The sequence below is a fragment of the Streptomyces sp. NPDC042259 genome, assembly GCF_055582085.1.
Genome location: NZ_JBVJDW010000005.1, coordinates 387,850 through 404,884, shown reverse-complemented (window position 1 = coordinate 404,884; position 17,035 = coordinate 387,850). Strand labels below are relative to the sequence as shown.

Sequence of the window (17,035 nt, the reverse complement as noted above, 5' to 3'; positions counted from 1 at the left end):
TCATGGCTTCGACGTCCACACCGCTCACCCTGCCCGTGCTGCCGCTCGACGACGAGGTGGTGCTGCCCGGCATGGTGGTGCCGCTCGATCTGACCGATACCGAGGTACGGGCCGCGGTGGAGGCCGCCCAGGCCGCCGCCACCGGCGACAACAAGCCAAGGGTGCTGCTTGTGCCCCGGATCGAGGGGACGTACGCGGGCGTCGGCACCCTCGGCACCGTCGAGCAGGTCGGCCGGCTCTCCGACGGCGACCCCGGCGCACTCATCCGCGGCGTCCGCCGCGTCCGCATCGGGGCCGGCACCACCGGGCCCGGGGCCGCGCTGTGGGTCGAGGGCACTCTGATCGAGGAGATCACCCCCGACCCGCTGCCCGGCTCGGTCACCGAGCTGATGAAGGAGTACAAGGCGCTGGCCACCAGCTGGCTCCGCAAGCGCGGTGCCTGGCAGGTCGTGGACCGGGTCCAGCAGATCGACGACGTCGCCCAGCTCGCCGACAACTCCGGCTACTCCCCCTTCCTCACCGTCGCCCAGCGCGTCGAGCTGCTGGAGACCGCCGACCCGGTGGCCCGGCTCAAGCTCGCCGTCGTCCGGCTGAGCGACCACCTCGCCGAGCAGGACGTCGCCGAGTCCATCGCCAAGGACGTCCAGGAGGGCGTCGACAAGCAGCAGCGCGAGTTCCTGCTCCGCCGCCAGCTCGACGCCGTCCGCAAGGAACTGGCCGAACTCAACGGCGACCCGAAGAACGAGTCCGACGACTACCGCGACCGCGTCGAGGCCGCCGACCTGCCGGACAAGGTCCGCGAGGCGGCCCTGAAGGAGGTCGACAAGCTGGAGCGCGCCTCCGACCAGAGCCCGGAGGGCGGCTGGATCCGCACCTGGCTCGACACGGTGCTGGAACTGCCGTGGAACGAGCGCACCGAGGACGCCTACGACATCACCGGCGCCAAGGCCGTGCTCGACGCCGACCACGCGGGCCTCGCGGACGTCAAGGAACGGATCACCGAATACCTGGCGGTGCGAAAGCGGCGCGCCGACCGGGGGCTGGGCGTGGTCGGCGGGCGGCGCGGGGGCGCGGTGCTGGCGCTCGTCGGCCCGCCCGGTGTCGGAAAGACGTCGTTGGGCGAATCGGTCGCCCGCGCCATGGGCCGGAAGTTCGTGCGCGTCGCCCTGGGCGGCGTGCGGGACGAGGCGGAGATCCGCGGCCACCGCCGCACCTACGTGGGCGCCCTGCCCGGCCGGATCGTACGGGCGGTCAAGGAGGCCGGTTCGATGAACCCGGTCGTCCTGCTCGACGAGATCGACAAGGTCGGCTCCGACTACCGGGGCGACCCGGCCGCCGCCCTCCTGGAGGTCCTGGACCCGGCACAGAACCACACCTTCCGGGACCACTACCTGGAGGTCGAACTCGACCTGTCGGACGTGGTCTTCCTGGCCACGGCCAACGTCCTGGAGTCGATCCCGGAGGCGCTGCTCGACCGCATGGAACTGGTGCGGCTGGACGGTTACACCGAGGACGAGAAGGTCACCATCGCCCGCGACCACCTGCTGCCCCGGCAGCTGGAGCGCGCGGGCCTGGAGCCGGACGAGGTCGTGCTGGCGGACGACGCCCTGCGCAAGCTCGCGGGCGAGTACACCCGGGAGGCGGGCGTGCGCACCCTGGAGCGCTCGATCGCCCGGCTGCTGCGCAAGACCGCGGCCCAGCACGAACTGGGCGAGCGGGAACTGCCCGTGACCCTGGGCGCGGACGACCTGCGGGCCCTGATCGGCCGCCCGCACCACACGCCCGAGTCCGCCCAGGACCCGGCCGAGCGCCGCACGTCCGTACCCGGTGTGGCGACGGGCCTCGCGGTGACCGGCGCGGGCGGCGACGTGCTCTTCGTGGAAGCCTCCCTCGCCGACCCCGAGACGGGCGCGGCGGGCCTGACCCTGACCGGCCAGCTGGGCGATGTGATGAAGGAGTCCGCTCGGATCGCGCTGTCCTTCCTCCGCTCCCACGGCGCCGAACTGGAACTGCCCGTCGGCGACTTCAAGGAGCGCGGCGTCCACCTCCACGTCCCCGCGGGCGCGGTCCCCAAGGACGGTCCGAGCGCGGGCGTCACGATGACGACGGCCCTGGCCTCCCTGCTCTCCGGCCGCCGGGTCCGCCCGGACGTCGCCATGACGGGCGAGGTCTCGCTGACCGGCCGGGTGCTGCCCGTCGGCGGCGTCAAGCAGAAGCTGCTGGCCGCGCACCGCGCGGGGGTGACCACCGTCGTCATCCCCAAGCGCAACGAAGCCGACCTGGACGACGTCCCGGCGGAGGTCCTCGCCACCCTCGACGTCCACCCGGTCTCGGACGTCCGCCAGGTCCTGGAACTGGCCCTCGAACCGGCGACGGCCGTCTCGCAGCCGGCACCGGAGATCGCGGCCGCGGCCTAGCGGCGCCGAGCCCGTGGCCGGCCCCCGCGGGGGCCGGCCACGGGCGTGTCCCGGGGCGCGTGCGTATCGTTGTACTGCGCGGCTGCCGGCGATACGCGCGGCAGGGGGAGGAGCGCACGGTGACCATCGAGCTGACCGACAGGATCGAGATGGCCGACAGCGACGAGCTCAGCCTGGACATGATGTTCGACTGGCTGGAGCGGATGCCCGTCCCCGAGGGCTACAAGGTAGAGATCGTCGAGGGGGCCATCTACATGTCGCCGCAACGGGACACGCACTGGGACATCATCGCCGACCTCTATGAGCAGTTGCGGACCCGGTACGCGAGGCAGCAGCTCAAGTCCGACGTGCGCATCGACTTCCCCGGTCGCCTCAACGGCTACGCGACTGATCTGGTGGCCCTCGCTCAGGGGGCGGCCAAGGATTCCAAAGGGCGTTGGCGTTACCAGGACATCGAGTGTGTCGTCGAGGTGATTTCCAAGGACACCGCCGCCAATGACTACGGTCCGAAGAAGGCCGTCTACGCGACCGCCGGTGTCCCCGTGTACCTCATCGTCGACCCCTACTCCGGTCGATGCCACCTCTTCACGCAGCCCAAGGACGGCGAGTACCGGGCCGAGCGCACCTATGACTTCGGCGAGGCGGCCGACCTGACGGACACGGTCGTCGGCCTGTCCCTGCATACCGACGACTTCCCCCGGGACTGAGACCTGCCCCACGGGCCGGGTCCGACCGGCCGGTGGTGACCTACCAGTGCGCCGGCCGGTTGAGCGTCGGCGGCAGCTTCGTCGTGGGGGAGCCCTTCGCCGCGTTGAGCTGGGCCTGGGTGAGGAAGAGGGTATCGGTCAGGTCCGCGCCGGACAGGTCGGCGTCGCGGAAGTCCGCGCCTATCAGGTCCGCCGACCGCAGATCGGCGTTCTTCAGGTCGGCCGCGATGAGGTAGGCGCCCCGCAGGTTCGCGCCCCGCAGGTTCGCACCACCCAGCCTGGCGCCGATGAGGTCGGCCCCCCGGTGGTTCTTCTTGCGGCCCGGGACACCGGCCCGTACGAGTTCGCTGGTGCGCAGCAGCAGGGCGTTCACCCCGGCCCGGACCTCGGCCACGTCCACCTTCGTGAGTTCCTCCGCGCTGCCGCGCGTCAGCCGGTCGGTGTCGTCCAGGGCGCGGCGCAGGTCACCGCGCAGGGAGCGCGCGGCCGGCATCGACAGGGCCTCCGTCAGGTACCACAGCAGCTCGTGGAGCTGCCGCATGACGGGGAACACGTCGAACATCTGCCGGGCCGATTCGGGGGCCTCCCGCCAGTTCCGGCCGAGGAAGGTGACCTGGGAGACCTTCTGGCCCGCGCCGAAGCAGTCGAAGACGGTGCAGCCGGAGAAGCCCCGGTCGCGGAGCCGGGTGTGGATGCCGCAGGTGAAATCCGCCGTGAGGTTCGAGCACGGCTTGCCCGCGTCCTTGTTCACCGCGAAGTCCGCCGAGGCCGCGAAGGGCAGTGCGACGCAGCACAGCCCGAAGCAGCTTCCGCAGTCCGATCGCAGGTCGGCGCGGTCCGGGGCGGGGGTCGGGGCCTCGTGCTGCTTCGGCAAGGTCTCGTACTCCTGGCGGGGGTGAGCGCCGCGCCTGTCCGCGATGCCCTCGGTCGCTTCCCATTCTCCCCGATGTCGCCGGCGTCCTCAGCCGCCGGACGGGCCGGGCGCAGCCGGGACGAGGCCGTCCGCCACCAGGCCCGCGAACACCGCCTGCCCCAGCGTCCGCACGGCGGACTGCGGGCGGACCATCACCGTGAATTCCTTGATCAGACCTTCCTCGTCGAACTGCAGCATGTCGATGCCGTGGATCTGCTTGCCGTCGACCGTGGCCCGGAAGAGCAGGATCTCCGACGCGGCCTCGGAGCCGTCCGTGCCGGTCTCGGCCGTGCCCTCGAACCGGCCGACGTAGCGGAAGTCCTCGAACGTGCGCAGCAGAACGCCGAGCAGGCCCAGCACCATGGGCCGGCCCTCGAAGGGGACGAACTTCACCGGGCTGTAGAAGCGGACGTCCTCGGTGAACAGGCCCTCCATTCCTTCGAGATCACGCTTCTCCACGGCGGTGCGGAAGCGTTCGGCGATCTCCATGGCTCCTCCTGAGAACAGTCATCAATCTGACTAGTCAGATTCTTGAGTAGGTATCCTGCGGTCCCGGGCCGGGAAAGGGAAGGGGCCGAGCCGATGGCTTTGCGACATGCCGTGCTGGCGGCGCTGCTGGACGGCGAGCGCAGCGGATACCAGTTGGCCAAGGCGTTCGATGCCGGCGTCGCGAACTTCTGGCACGCCCTGCCGCAGCAGCTCTACGCCGAGCTGACCAGGCTGGAGGGCGAAGGCCTGGTCACGGGCCGGGAGGTGGTCCAGGAGAGCCGGCCCACCAAGCGGCTGTTCCACGTCACCGACGCCGGCGCGGCCGAGCTGGAGCGGTTCGCCGCCGCCGCGTCGAAGCCCTCGTTCATCCGCGACGATCTGCTCGTCAAGGTCCGGGCCGCCGACCGCGTCGGCAGCGGACCGGTCATCGCACAGCTGGAGGAGCGGGCGGCCGTCGCCGCGGCCAAGGCCGAGCTGTTCGGCGAGCTGCTGCGGACGATGCGCGGTGCGGCGGACGAGGAGGAGTTCCTGCTCCGGGGCGAGCGGATCGGGCCGTATCTGACCTGTCTGCGCGGTCTCGCCTTCGAACGGGAGAACCGCGACTGGTGTCTGCGGGCCGCGGGCGTCCTGCGGGAGAGGCGGGCGGTGAGCGCCGCCGAGCGGTGAGGCCGGCTGCTACGCGGCCGGTCAGCGGTCCAGCCAGCCCCGCAAGGTCGCCTGCGCGCCCGCCTGGAAGCGGGTGTCCGCGCCGAGCGAGTTCAGCAGAGCGCTGATGCGACGGCGGGCGGTGTGGACGTGGACGCCGAGCCGGCGGGCTATGGCCTCGTCCTTGAGACCCGCCGCGAGCAGACCGAGCAGCTCCTTGCGCTGCTCCGGAACCCGGCCGTCGCCGCCGGAGGTGCCCAGGGGGACCGCCCGGTCCCAGACCGTCTCGAAGAGGGGGATCAGCGCGTCACGCAGCAGGGTCTCCCCGATGACCAGGGCCGAGGCCCCCGGGTCGGTGGTGTCGGCGGGCGGCAGCAGGGTGACCCCGTCGACGGCGATCAGACGGGTGAGGACGTCGCCGGCGGTCCGCACCCGCACCCCGCGCCCCACCAGGGCCGTGAGCGTCCGCAGCCGGTCGGGGGAGAGGCCGTCGCGCTGGACGGCCACGCGGACCGCGACGCCACGGGCGGGCAGCGCCTCGACCAGGGTCTCGAACAGCGGGTCCGCCACCATGCCGCCCGCGCAGGGCGGCCGGTCCAGGACGACGACCTCGCGTTCGGCCGAGGCCAGCAGGTACGCCGTGCGCTCGGCGATGGCCGCCGCGCCGGCGACGGCTTCCACGCCGCCCCCGAAGGCCGTGCCGCCGGGGCTGAGCCGCCCCGCGATGTGATCGGCCGACAGGCGTAATCGCTCCAACTCGGCCGACTTCAGATGCAGCTCGGCCTGCCGCCGGTGGATCAGCGTGCGGATGGCGGCGGCCGGTGCCACCGGCCGGGGCAGCGGCCGGCCGCCCCCCGGAGCCGTCGGCGGGCCGGGCAGGGTGAAGCCGTGATCGCGCAGCCGGGCCAGAGCGGCATCCAACTCACCGCGATCCAGGCCCAGTTCGGCAGCCAGGGCCGCCGTGTCCGGCGCCCGGCCGTCCAGCAGCGCTTCGTAGACCCGCTCCTCGGCCTCCCCCAGGCCGAGGGCGTGCAGTTCCGCCCCCTCGATCATGTGAGTGATTGTTACCCGGGGTCTGGAACGCACACAAGTGTGCATGTTCACTACTGAACCCCCGCACCCCATTGATGAGTTCGCGCCCCACCCAGTTGCATGGCGCTGCCCGGAGATGTCCGGCGGTCAGGCACGTACGGAGGGAAATCCTTGCGTAAGCCCAGAGCACGTTCAGGAAGATCGAGCAGCAAAAGCGGAATATCGGGCGCGGCGGCATTGCTCGGTGCCGCCGCGCTCATAGCCACCGCGGTGCCCGCCCACGCGGCGGAGCCCGGCCGGAGCCCGGCGGATGTGATCCCGGGGACGAATACCGCGACCCCGGCACTGGTGGACGGCATCCGGGAGGCGGTGCGGCCGACGGGCAGCGCCGCCGACGCGGCCCGCGGACACCTCGCCGACAAGCAGAGCCGCTACCGCATCGCCGATCCGCGCCGTGACCTCAAGCCCGTACAGACGCTCAGCCGGGGCACGGGGGAGACCGTACGGCTGCAGCAGAAGCACCGCGGTGTCGACGTCCTCGGCGGCCAGTACGTCGTGCGGATGGAGAAGAAGGACGGCAAGCGCGTCGTCACCGGCACCTCCGGCAAGTACTTCACCGGTCTGAAGGTCGCCACCGAGGCCACGGTCGGCGAGGAACTGGCCGTCCGGCGGGCCGTCTCCGCGACCGCCGCCCGGCTCGGCGGACAGAAACTGGCCACCAAGGACGCCCCGAAGAAGGGCGCCGCCCCGGCCGCCCCGCTCACCGGCACCGCACGCGGACTGGTCGTCCTGCCCAAGGGCCCCGGGGTGCTCACCCACCACATCACCGTGCGCGGCACCCACCCCGGCACGGGCGAGCCGGTGCTGCGCGAGGTCTACATCGACGCCCAGGCCGGCTTCCCGGTCCTGGACTACAGCGGCATCAAGACGTTCGGTGCCCCCAGGTCGGCGGGCGGCAGCGGAGCCACGAGCACGGCGGACAGCACCACGGCGGGCCCCGGCGACGGTGCCACCGAGCCGGGCGTGAAGGGCTCGGGCGTGCGCTACGACGGCACGGCCGTCGAGCTGGGCCTGACCCAGGACAAGGCGAGCGGCCAATACCTCATGCGTGACCCGTCCCGGATGGCGGGCGGCAGCAAGAACACCCTCTCCACCTGGGACGCGCGCGGCAAGGACGTCGGTGAGGTCTCCGGCCGCTGGCCGTCGGGCATCAAGGAGTTCGGTTCGCCGACCCCCACCTTCGGCAAGGAGGCCACCGACGCCGGCGCGGTCGACGCGCACTGGGCCGCCGGCAAGGTCTTCGACTACTACAAGAAGGTGCACGGCCGGGACAGCCTCGACGGCCGCGGCATGACCATCAATTCGCTGGTCGGCGTCACCTACTTCGGCGACGCGTACGTCAACGCCTTCTGGGACGGCACCAAGATGGTGTATGGCGGGGGCGACGACGAGTACAAGACGCTCTCCGCCGACCTGGACGTCGTCGGCCACGAGATGACGCACGGCGTCGTCGAGAACTCCGCCAACCTCGTCTACGCGGGCCAGTCCGGCGCCCTCAACGAGGCCGTAGCCGACTACTTCGGCAACGCCCTCGACGTGGACGCCACCGGCATGGCCATGGACGACCCGGCCGCCGGACTGCTCGGCGAGAACCTGTGCCGCACGAAGTCACCGCGCGACTGCGCGTTCCGCGACCTCAACGACGGCGCCACGACCTCGAAGAACTTCCTCGGTGTCGGCTTCGGCACCGACAACGGCGGCGTGCACCTGAACTCCACCATCTTCTCGGGCGCCCTGTGGGACATCCGCGAGGACGTCGGCCGGACCCTCGCCGACAGGATCGTCTACAAGGCGCTGACGGAGTTCATGACCCCCCTGGACGGCTTCACCGAGGGCCGCAACGCGGTGCTCGCCGCCGCCAAGGCGCTCAAGGTCTCCGCCAAGGAACTGAACGTCGTCAAGCGTTCCTTCAACGCCCACGGTGTCGTCCCGAACTGGGAGCTGGCCCTCGGCGTCGACTCCGACCGGCTGCTGGGCAAGCTCAACACTTCGGGCACCGGGGTGGGCGCGGGCGGCGGCTGGTGGACGGCGGCCAAGTCCAACGACGACGGCTCCGAGCCGTACTCGGTCTACGCGGGCCGCGCCGACGGCAAGGGCAGCCCGAAGCTGATCAGCCCCAACGACGGGCGCTACCACGTGAACCCGGCGACGGACGGCAAGACCGTGGCCTGGACCGCGTACGGCCCGACCGGCGTGGACATCCTGTCGCGCCCGCTCGCGGGCGGCCCGATAAAGAAGCTGTACTCCAGCACGTCCGACCTCTCCGGAGTGCGGGTCGAGGGCGGTGTGGTCGTCTTCGAGAAGATGGAGTTCTTCGCGGGCCGCCACGTCGGCTATCTGCGCACCGGTGACAAGGTGCCGACCTGGGTGGACGGCGGCCGGGCCGAGCTGGCGACGGGCCTGCCGTCCCTCAACGGCGGCAAGATCGCGTACGCCAAGGTGTACGCCGAGGGCGACACCTACAAGGCGGGCACCGAGGTGTTCGACCTCACGAGCGGCAGCCGGACCCTGATGACCCAGATCGGCAACCCGGAGGCCATCGGCCAGACCGGTGTCAACGCCGGCCACGTCTTCTGGCTGGCGGACGAGGTGGGCGACGACGCCGGGCAGATGGCGGTGCGCCGCGCGAACCTCGACGGCACCGGTGCCGTCGACCTCAGCAAGGAGAAGGGCGCCGACGCGCTCTTCCCCTACGACCTCACCGTCTCCCAGGAGGCGGTGACCGTCACCGCGCAGCAGCCCGACTCGGGCTACCACAACGAGACGATGCCCAAGCTGTGGCAGTTCCAGGCGGACGGCTCCGGCAAGGGCCGCGTCTCCTGCAACCGGGGTGAGCAGTCCTCGGCGGCGGCCGTGGCGGGCAAGCAGGTGGTGTGGATCGACGGCACCACCGGCACCTCCGACCTGGTGACCCGCACCCGCCCGGCGGGCGCCTGCGGCTGACGACGGGACGAGAGCGGTATGGGCCGGGCCCCCGGAGCCGATGTGCCGGGGGCCCGGCGTCCGTGGACGCGGTGTGGCGCGGTGGGCGCCGCACCGCGTTCCGCCGCGTCAGCCGTCCGCCGGTGCCTGGAGCCGGGCGTAGGAGCCGTGGGGCTGTCCGGCGGAGGCGACGGGGCTGCCGGGGAAGGCGGCGAGGAGGACGAGCGCGGAGAGCAACGACAGCGCGTAGAGCAGGGCGGAGAGGGGGGAGGAGGCGGAGGGATGGCCGCCGGAAGGGGGAATGCGGGGCCTGGGGGTGGGCACGGAGTGCCTCCGTGATGCTCAGGGAGAGGGGAAGAGAGAGGGGAGGGGAGGGGAGGGGAGAGGGTAGGGGGAGCCAAGGAGGGCGAGGGGAGAGGGCCGGAGCGCCATTGGTGTGGTCATGCCATTAGGTCGCTCCTCAACAAAAGTACGGGCGCTGCCACGCTCCGGATAGGCCCCCGCAGTGCTTCCGTTGGTCTATTCCTGCGAAATACTGTCGGAGCTGCGGCGATGACCGTGGATTCAGGAAAATTTCAGCGGCTGAAAAGCTGGAGAGGGCCACTGACGTGCACCAGATCAGTACTCCGACCCCCGAGGACGCCGGTTCGCACACCCCTGGCGGCAGTGGTGTGGACCAGGCGTATCTCGCCCTGGAGCGTGAGCTGGCCGTCTTCCTGCGCCGCGCCCGCGCCTCCTCCGGTGAGATGGCCCGCGCGGTCCACCCCGACCTGGAGGCGGCGGCCTACGGCCTGCTGGTCCGCCTGGAGGACGCCGGCACCCAGCGCGCCACGGACCTCGCCGCCTACTTCGGCGTCGGCAAGGCCACCATGAGCCGCCAGCTGCGCGCCCTCGCCGACCTCGGCCTCGTCACCCGCGCCCCGGACCCCGCCGACGGCCGCGCCTCCCTGGTCCAGCTCACCGAGGAGGGCCGCGCCCGCTTCACCCGCGTACGCAACGCCCGGCGCGCCCAGTACGTGCACAAGCTCGCCGGCTGGGACCGCGCGGAGATCGCCGAGCTGGCGCGGCTGCTCCACCAGCTCAATGTGAGCGCGGAGTCTTAGCCCCGCCCGGCCCCCGTCCGCTGTCGGCTCACCCGCCGTTTCGTCCTCAATCGCCGGACGGGCTGGTTCTGGCAAGCCGGGGCTACAACTCGGCGAAAACGGCCGCCGCGTCGTCGTGCGGCTTTCCGCGGCGGAAGGACAGGCCCGCCGGGTCGGCCCGTTCCGCCAGGCGTACCCGGTCGATCAGGCCCTGCGGGCCCTCCTTGCCCAGCAGGGCGAAGCAGTCGGCCCAGTCGCCCTCCCGGAAGACCTCCACCCAGCGCGTCGCGCCGTCACTGAGCGCGGCGAGTGCCCGTACGTCCGTCCGCGCGCGGGTTCCGGTGACCGCGCGCCGCACGACGTCCGGGTCGGCGGCGGCCGTGAAGAAGCCCCCCTCCGCGTTGCGTTGGGCGTCCGTCACCGGACCCACGGCATACAGCCGGTCGATGCGGTCGTCCAGCACGGCGGTCACCTCCCCGGCCGGGTCCTCCACGAGCAGCGCCGAGTCGGACAGCACCAGATGCTCCACCCGCACGTCGTCCCAGCGGGCCGCGACGACGGTCGCCTGCGGGGTGCGCGGGTGGGTCAGGTCACAGGTGTCGCGATGGGCGTCGGCGGTACGGGTGATCGCCGCCGCCAGACACCGCCGCAGCGTCAGATCCGCACGGGCCACGGCCAGTTCCAGCAACGCGCCGCCCAGCCGGGCCGTGAACCACGGGACGCCGTGCGCACACCCCTCCCCGCCCGCCGGCGGCGGTGTCACACCGTCCAGCAGCACCAGCACGCCGCCCCGGCCGGAGGCGGGCAGGGCCACGGACGCGAAGTCCTCGTTGGGGCGCCGGGGGTCGCCCGGCTCGGTGGCGAGTTCGATGCGCATGCGGCCAGTGTGCCGGACGGGCGAAATAGGCGGCCGTGCGCGCGCATCCTCCCCGGCGGTCCGGCCGTTCTTCAAGCGTGCCGCTTTCGGGAGCCGATTCCGCAACCGGGCGCGGAACCTGACGGAAGAGGAGGGCAATGGCGCCGATCGAGGTTCGACTTCCCACCGACATTCACTCCTTCGAGTGGCCGGGCAGGCGAAGCGCACCTGCCCTACAGAGGTGCTGAAAAGGTCAAATGAGTACCAGGGGTGGGACCGGCGAGAGAAGATTGTGAGCACCGGTGCGGAAGAAGCGGCTTCGGGGCGGGAAGCGCGAACAGCAGACCACGGCGGTGCCGGAGGGCACCGCTCACGTACGTAACCGGCTGGTCGCCTCGCTCGCGGCCGTGGCCCTCACGGTCCTCGGGGCGAGCGCCTTAGGCATCGTCGACGCCACCCGCGACCTCGCCGACTCCCGGCGGCTCGTCGGCCTCGCGGAGGCGGGCGGCGACACGACGGCCCTCGCGCACTCCCTCGCGGACGAGCGCGACGCCATGGTGCTCTACGTGGCCGGCGGGCGCGCCGACACCACCGGGGCCGGGCTCACCGACGAGCTGCGCGACCGCGTGGACCGGCAGCTCCCCGCCGTCCGCGCCGCCGTGCCCGCCGCCGTGCGCGAGCGGCTGGACGCGCTCCCCGAGGTGCGCCGCCGGGCACTGACCGGCCCCGGCGACGCCTTGGCGGCCTTCACCGCCTACACGGACACCGTCCGGGCACTGCACGGCGTCCTGGGCGGCCTCGCCGGGCGGCTGCCCGCCCGCGGCGGGGCGGACGCCCTGCCGCCGCTCGGCCGCGCCGTCGAGGAGGCCGCCGCCACCCGCGGGCTGCTGCTCGCCGGGCTCACCACCGGCGGCAAACAGCCCGCGCTCGGCGCCGCCGCGCAGCGGGCCGACCTCCGCGAGCGGGCCGCGCGCGCCGACTTCACCGACCGGGCACCCGCCACGGTCCGCGAGGCCTTCCGCGACACGGTCACCGGCCCCCCGGTCACCGCCGCCGAGGAGTACCTCGCCCATCTCGCCGCCCAACCGCGGCTCACCCCCGCCGACCCGGCCCTGCCCAAGGACGGCGTCCGCACGGCCCTGACGGCCCGCGTCGACCGGATGCGCGACGTCGAGACGGCCCTCGTCACCGACCAGCTCCCCGCCGCGCGGCAGCTGCGCGACGCCGACCTGCGGGCCCTGGAGCTGCGCGGCGCCGTCGCCGTCGCGTGCCTGCTGCTCGCCCTCGGCCTCGGCATCGGCTGCGCCCGGTCCGTGACCCGGCCGCTCACCGCGCTGCGGGACGGCGCCCGGCGGGTCTGTGCCGACCCGGCGGCGAAGACACCGCCCGTCGCCGGCCGCCGCCGCGACGACGAGTTCGCGGACATCGCCCGCTCCCTCGACACCCTCCGCGCGACCGTCGGCGGCGACCGCGAGCGCATCGCGAGCCTGGAAGCCGAGCGCACCCGCCTCATCGGCGCCCGCCAGTCCCTCGCCGACGAACGGGACACGCTGCGCGCCCAGGCCCAGGACCTCACCGAGCGGCTCGCCGGACTCTCCGGCCGGGTGCACGGCACCTTCGTCAGCCTGTCGCTGCGCACCCTCGGCCTCGTCGAGCGCCAGTTGAGCGTCATCGAGTCCATGGAGGCCAACGAGGCGGACCCCGACCGGCTGGAAGTCCTCTTCAAGCTCGATCACCTCGCCACCCGGATGCGCCGCCACAGCGAGAACCTGCTCGTCCTCGCCGGTGCCGAGCACAGCTCCGGACACCACGGGCCCGTACCGCTGCTCGACGTCCTGCGGGCGTCCATCAGCGAGATCGAGCGGTACGAGCGGGTCCGCATCCACTCGCTGCCCCCGGGCGCCCAGCTCGCCGGGTTCGCCGCGGACGACGTGAGCCATCTGGTCTCCGAGCTGCTGGAGAACGGCACGGCGTTCTCGCCCCCCGACGTCCAGGTGCAGATCTCCGGCTGGCTGCTGGAGAACGGCGAACTGATGCTGTCCGTCCAGGACGAGGGCATCGGCATGGCCCCCGAGCGGCTCGAAGAACTCAACACCCTGCTGGCCGACCCGGAACCGCGCGGCCCCCGGCCCGGCGGCGGCGACCAGCACGACCGCCCGGCCCTGGGCCTCGGGCTGTACGTCGTCGCCCGGCTCGCCGCCCGGCACGGGGTGCGCGTCCAACTGCGCGACCAGCGGCCCGGCGGGGTCGCGGCGATCGTGGTGCTGCCCCGGACGCTCCTGCCGGACGGCCCCCCGGTCGTCACCGACTTCGCCACCGCACCCCCGGTGCCGGGCGCCGCGGCGCCGCCGCCGGTCCACCTGCCCGGCTCCATCGCCGAGGCCAACTCCCACGAGCTGCCGCCCCGTTCCGCGCACACGGTCGGCCCACGACGGCCCGACCCGCTGATCGAGGCCGCCGAGCGGGCCATCCGGCTCAACACGATCCCCGGCCAGCAGCCCACGATGATCCCCGGCCAGCCGACCATCCCCGGCCAGCCCACGGCCACGGGCCGGCACGCCCGCCACGCGGCCCCGCCACCCCCACCACCCGCCCCGGCCCCGGACCGGCCCCAGGCCCCGGAGCCGGAAGCCGGGCCCGGGCCCGGGCCGGCGGACGTCACCGGCACGGGCCTGCCCAAGCGGACACCCAAGGCCGTGCCGCGCAAGCCCCCCGCACCACGGGTGCGCCAAGGCGTGGACGCGGAGGCGCTGCGGCGCAAGCTCGCCGGGTTCCAACAGGGCGCGCGCGACGGGCGGCGCGATGTGGAAGCCGAGCTGGTGGACCGGAATACTGATCAACACCCAGCGGGGGCGCGGGACGAGGGTGGCACTGTCGAGGAGGCACGCGGTTGACTGCATTTTCCCGGGGGGCGACCCCCGTTACCCCCGCCGGTCCCACCGGTTACGGGCTGAGCAACGAAGCCCGCAATCTGCACTGGCTGCTGACCGACCTCGTCGAGGAGGTGCCCGGCGTCGAATCCGTCGCCGTCGTCTCCTCCGACGGTCTGATGCTGCTCTCCTCCGACCCGGCGGCGCCCGCCGCCGACGGCGAACAGCCGGAGAGCCCCCGGGGATCCACCGCCGACCTCGCCACCATCGTGGCCGGCCTCGGCAGCCTGACGACCGGGGCGGCGGCGCTGATGGACGGCGGCTTCGTCAAGCAGACGATGGTCGCCATGGACGGCGGCAGCCTCTTCGTCATGACCATCAGCGACGGCTCGCTGCTCGGCGTCCACACCTCCCCCGACTGCGACATGAGCGTCGTCGCGTACCACATGGCCCTCTTCGTCGGCCGGGCCGGCCACGTCCTCACCCCCGAACTGCGCAGGGAGCTACGGCGGTCGGTGGAGGCGGTCAAGTGACCCTCACCCACCCCCTGCCCCTCCGCGTCCCCGAACGGGTCGCGACGGGCAGGAGACCGGCGCGGGTACGTCCGTACTCGCTCACCGGCGGGCGGTACCGCTTCGGCCACGTCCTGCGCGTGGAGACGTTCGTGGCGGCGCTCGACGACCCCGGCGAGTGGCCCGAGCCGGTCACCGGCGGACTGGCCGCCCTGCTCATGCCCGAGGTGCGCGCCATCATCGGGCTCTGCCGCCGACTGCGGTCGGTCGCCGAGGTCTCCGCGCTGCTGAAGATGCCGCTGGGCGTCGTGCGCGTCCTCCTCGGCGACCTGGCCGACCAGGGAAGGATCCGCGTGTACGGCATCGGGTACGGCGGCTGCCGGCCCGACCGCGCGCTGCTCGAAAGGGTGCTGAGTGGACTTTCCGGACTCTGACACGATAGCCGCGAAGACCGCGGCCCCCGGCGACGAAGAAGAACCGCGGGCCTGGCAGACCGACCGGTCGCGGGCCCCCGCCGCCACGAAGATCGTCGTGGCGGGTGGCTTCGGCGTCGGCAAGACGACCTTCGTCGGCTCCGTCTCCGAGATCACCCCGCTGCGTACCGAGGCGGTGATGACGGTCGCCAGCGAGGGACTCGACGACCTCGTCGCCATCCCGGAGAAGGCCACGACCACCGTCGCCATGGACTTCGGCCGCATCACCCTCGACGCCGACCTGGTGCTGTACCTCTTCGGCACCCCCGGCCAGAAGCGCTTCTGGTTCATGTGGGACGACCTGGTGCGCGGGGCCATCGGCGCGGTGGTGATGGCCGACACCCGGCGGCTGACGGAGTGCTTCCCCGCCCTCGACTACTTCGAGAGCTGCGGACTGCCGTACATCGTCGCGGTCAACCACTTCGAGGGCGCCGCCCGGTACGCGCCGCAGGACGTGCGGGAGGCGCTGTCCCTGCCGGAGTACGTGGCCGTCGTCGACATCGACGCCCGGCGGCGCGAGACCGTCGTCGACGCGCTGCTGACCCTGGTCCGGCAGGCCCTCGACGCGGCCCCCGCGTAACCGCGGCGGCCGCGTACCGGCGGTCGCCGGAATGAGCCCGCCACGAGCCCGGGGCCCGACAGGAGAGAGGCGGCACCGGGCCAGGACCTCGTACCGAGCCAGAGCGGGAGTCAAGACAGACCATGCGACGGATCCTCATCGTCGGAGCCGGCCAGTCCGGCCTCCAGCTGGCCCTCGGGCTCCAGTCCAAGGGGTACGACGTGACCCTGATGTCCCACCGCACGGCCGACGAGATCCGTTCCGGCCGGGTCATGTCCACCCAGGTCATGTTCGCCACCGCGCTCGACCACGAGCGCGACCTCAAGCTCAACTTCTGGGAGAACCGGGCGCCGCGCATCGAGGGCCTCGGCATGTCCGTGGCCGGGCCCGGTCACGGACCGGGCGGCGGGCGGCGGACCGTCGACTGGGCCGGCGGTCTCGACGGCTACGCCCAGTCCGTCGACCAGCGCGTGAAGATGGCCGGCTGGATGGACGTCTTCGCCGAGCGCGGCGGGCGGCTCGTCATCCACGGCGCGGCCGTCTCCGACCTGGACTTCCTCTCCCGTCGCTACGAGCTGGTGCTGGTCGCGACGGGCAAGGGCGAGCTGGCGTCGATGTTCGGCCGCGACGCCGCCCGCTCGCCCTACGCCACCCCCCAGCGGTCACTGGCCGTCGCCTACGTCCACGGGCTCGGCCCGCGCCACGAACACCCCGAGTACGACGCCCTGCGGTGCAACTTCGTACCGGGCGCCGGCGAGCTGTTCGTGATGCCCACGCTCACCACCTCCGGCCACGCCGACATCCTCTTCTGGGAGGGCATACCGGGCGGCCCGATCGACGTCTTCCAGGGCGTCAAGGACCCGGGCGAGCACCTGGTGCGCACCCTGGAACTGATGGAGCGCTTCACCCCCTGGGAGTACGCGCGTGCCACGAAGGTCGAGCTGACCGACGCCAACGCCACCCTCGTCGGCCGCTACACCCCGACCGTCCGGCACCCCGTCGGACGGCTGCCGTCGGGCGGGGTGGTCCTCGGCGTCGGTGACGTCGTCGTGGCCAACGACCCGGTCACCGGCCAGGGGGCGAACCTGGCCGCCAAGTGCGCGGCCTCCTACCTCGAAGCGATCGTCGCGCGCGGCGGCGCGCCCTTCGACGCGGTGTGGATGCGAGCGGTCTTCGAGCGGTTCTGGGCCACCGCCCGGCCCGCGACGAAATGGACCAACGCGATGCTGGCGCCCCCGCCCCCGCACGTCCTGAACCTCATCGGCGCGGCGGGCCGCCTCCAGCCCGTCGCGGACCGCATCGCCAACGGCTTCGACGACCCCGCGGACTTCGAACACTTCTTCTTCGACTCCGCGAAGGCCGACGCGTATGTGCGGGACACCGGCGAGGCGGAGGGCGACGGCGAAGAGGGCGACAGCGGGGAGGACAGCGGGGAGGACGGCGGTGAGGAGGGCGACAGGGCGGCGGGCGTCGGCGCGGAGGAGGCGGGCTGACCGTG

15 protein-coding genes are annotated in these 17,035 nt (G+C 72.8%); 10 read left to right on the top strand and 5 right to left on the bottom strand.

The genetic code is table 11. The features are described from left to right. The first annotated feature begins 2 nt into the window (after positions 1–2). Positions 3–2,417: an endopeptidase La gene (lon, locus tag ACZ6MA_RS17325; protein ID WP_469434576.1), complete on the top strand. Its 2,415-nt coding sequence runs from the start codon at positions 3–5 to the stop codon at positions 2,415–2,417. Positions 2,418–2,536: 119 nt separating this feature from the next. Then, on the top strand, positions 2,537–3,124 hold the full coding sequence (locus ACZ6MA_RS17320; RefSeq protein ID WP_469434575.1) for a Uma2 family endonuclease: 588 nt from the start codon (positions 2,537–2,539) through the stop codon (positions 3,122–3,124). A 40-nt stretch (positions 3,125–3,164) separates the two neighbouring features. On the opposite strand, the gene ACZ6MA_RS17315 is transcribed toward ACZ6MA_RS17320, so the two are convergent. After that, complete coding sequence (locus ACZ6MA_RS17315; protein ID WP_469434573.1) at positions 3,165–3,998, bottom strand: pentapeptide repeat-containing protein; 834 nt, start codon at positions 3,996–3,998, stop codon at positions 3,165–3,167. Positions 3,999–4,085: 87 nt separating this feature from the next. Further along, a complete protein-coding gene (locus tag ACZ6MA_RS17310) occupies positions 4,086–4,526 on the bottom strand; it encodes a nuclear transport factor 2 family protein (protein ID WP_469434572.1) in 441 nt (146 codons plus the stop codon). Between the two features lie 93 nt (positions 4,527–4,619). Between ACZ6MA_RS17310 and ACZ6MA_RS17305 the strand changes: the two genes are divergently transcribed. Further along, positions 4,620–5,192, top strand: coding sequence for a PadR family transcriptional regulator (locus tag ACZ6MA_RS17305; RefSeq protein WP_469434571.1), 573 nt, complete (start codon positions 4,620–4,622; stop codon positions 5,190–5,192). A gap of 21 nt (positions 5,193–5,213) precedes the next feature. On the opposite strand, the gene ACZ6MA_RS17300 is transcribed toward ACZ6MA_RS17305, so the two are convergent. Next, positions 5,214–6,224 carry a helix-turn-helix domain-containing protein gene (locus ACZ6MA_RS17300; protein ID WP_469434569.1) on the bottom strand — a complete coding sequence of 337 codons (1,011 nt, stop codon included), beginning with the start codon at positions 6,222–6,224 and terminating at the stop codon, positions 5,214–5,216. Between the two features lie 99 nt (positions 6,225–6,323). Between ACZ6MA_RS17300 and ACZ6MA_RS17295 the strand changes: the two genes are divergently transcribed. Next, complete coding sequence (locus ACZ6MA_RS17295; protein WP_469434568.1) at positions 6,324–9,206, top strand: M4 family metallopeptidase; 2,883 nt, start codon at positions 6,324–6,326, stop codon at positions 9,204–9,206. 108 nt (positions 9,207–9,314) lie between these two features. Here ACZ6MA_RS17295 and ACZ6MA_RS17290 read toward each other — a convergent pair whose 3' ends face one another. Beyond that, a complete protein-coding gene (locus tag ACZ6MA_RS17290) occupies positions 9,315–9,509 on the bottom strand; it encodes a hypothetical protein (RefSeq protein WP_469434566.1) in 195 nt (64 codons plus the stop codon). Positions 9,510–9,793: 284 nt separating this feature from the next. On the opposite strand from ACZ6MA_RS17290, the gene ACZ6MA_RS17285 reads away from it, so the two are divergent. Then, complete coding sequence (locus ACZ6MA_RS17285) at positions 9,794–10,288, top strand: MarR family winged helix-turn-helix transcriptional regulator (RefSeq protein ID WP_469434564.1); 495 nt, start codon at positions 9,794–9,796, stop codon at positions 10,286–10,288. Between the two features lie 82 nt (positions 10,289–10,370). On the opposite strand, the gene ACZ6MA_RS17280 is transcribed toward ACZ6MA_RS17285, so the two are convergent. Further along, complete coding sequence (locus ACZ6MA_RS17280; RefSeq protein ID WP_469434562.1) at positions 10,371–11,144, bottom strand: protein phosphatase 2C domain-containing protein; 774 nt, start codon at positions 11,142–11,144, stop codon at positions 10,371–10,373. A 281-nt stretch (positions 11,145–11,425) separates the two neighbouring features. On the opposite strand from ACZ6MA_RS17280, the gene ACZ6MA_RS17275 reads away from it, so the two are divergent. The 5 genes from ACZ6MA_RS17275 to ACZ6MA_RS17255 all read left to right on the top strand — a co-directional run bounded on the left by ACZ6MA_RS17275 (position 11,426) and on the right by ACZ6MA_RS17255 (position 17,030). Continuing rightward, the gene (locus ACZ6MA_RS17275; protein WP_469434561.1) at positions 11,426–14,017 is read left to right on the top strand and encodes a sensor histidine kinase; all 2,592 of its coding nucleotides are present in this window, start codon (positions 11,426–11,428) and stop codon (positions 14,015–14,017) included. Beyond that, entirely contained in the window at positions 14,014–14,526 is a 513-nt protein-coding gene (locus ACZ6MA_RS17270) for a roadblock/LC7 domain-containing protein (protein WP_469434559.1), read from the top strand. The genes ACZ6MA_RS17275 and ACZ6MA_RS17270 overlap by 4 nt, the downstream gene beginning before the upstream one ends. After that, positions 14,523–14,939 (top strand): DUF742 domain-containing protein, encoded by a 417-nt coding sequence (locus ACZ6MA_RS17265; RefSeq protein ID WP_469434558.1) that lies wholly within the window; start codon positions 14,523–14,525, stop codon positions 14,937–14,939. The genes ACZ6MA_RS17270 and ACZ6MA_RS17265 overlap by 4 nt, the downstream gene beginning before the upstream one ends. Continuing rightward, positions 14,920–15,558, top strand: a complete 639-nt coding sequence (locus ACZ6MA_RS17260; protein ID WP_469434557.1) for a GTP-binding protein — start codon at positions 14,920–14,922, stop codon at positions 15,556–15,558. The genes ACZ6MA_RS17265 and ACZ6MA_RS17260 overlap by 20 nt, the downstream gene beginning before the upstream one ends. A gap of 122 nt (positions 15,559–15,680) precedes the next feature. Further along, the gene (locus ACZ6MA_RS17255) at positions 15,681–17,030 is read left to right on the top strand and encodes a styrene monooxygenase/indole monooxygenase family protein (protein ID WP_469434555.1); all 1,350 of its coding nucleotides are present in this window, start codon (positions 15,681–15,683) and stop codon (positions 17,028–17,030) included. The last annotated feature ends 5 nt before the right edge of the window (positions 17,031–17,035 follow it).

Coding starts and splice junctions, on each gene's coding strand:
- lon (WP_469434576.1), top strand. CDS start 3: ATGGCTTCGACGTCCACACCGCTCACCCTGCCCGTGCTGCCGCTCGAC.
- ACZ6MA_RS17310 (WP_469434572.1), bottom strand. CDS start 4,526: ATGGAGATCGCCGAACGCTTCCGCACCGCCGTGGAGAAGCGTGATCTC.
- ACZ6MA_RS17305 (WP_469434571.1), top strand. CDS start 4,620: ATGGCTTTGCGACATGCCGTGCTGGCGGCGCTGCTGGACGGCGAGCGC.
- ACZ6MA_RS17300 (WP_469434569.1), bottom strand. CDS start 6,224: ATGATCGAGGGGGCGGAACTGCACGCCCTCGGCCTGGGGGAGGCCGAG.
- ACZ6MA_RS17295 (WP_469434568.1), top strand. CDS start 6,324: ATGGCGCTGCCCGGAGATGTCCGGCGGTCAGGCACGTACGGAGGGAAA.
- ACZ6MA_RS17280 (WP_469434562.1), bottom strand. CDS start 11,144: ATGCGCATCGAACTCGCCACCGAGCCGGGCGACCCCCGGCGCCCCAAC.
- ACZ6MA_RS17255 (WP_469434555.1), top strand. CDS start 15,681: ATGCGACGGATCCTCATCGTCGGAGCCGGCCAGTCCGGCCTCCAGCTG.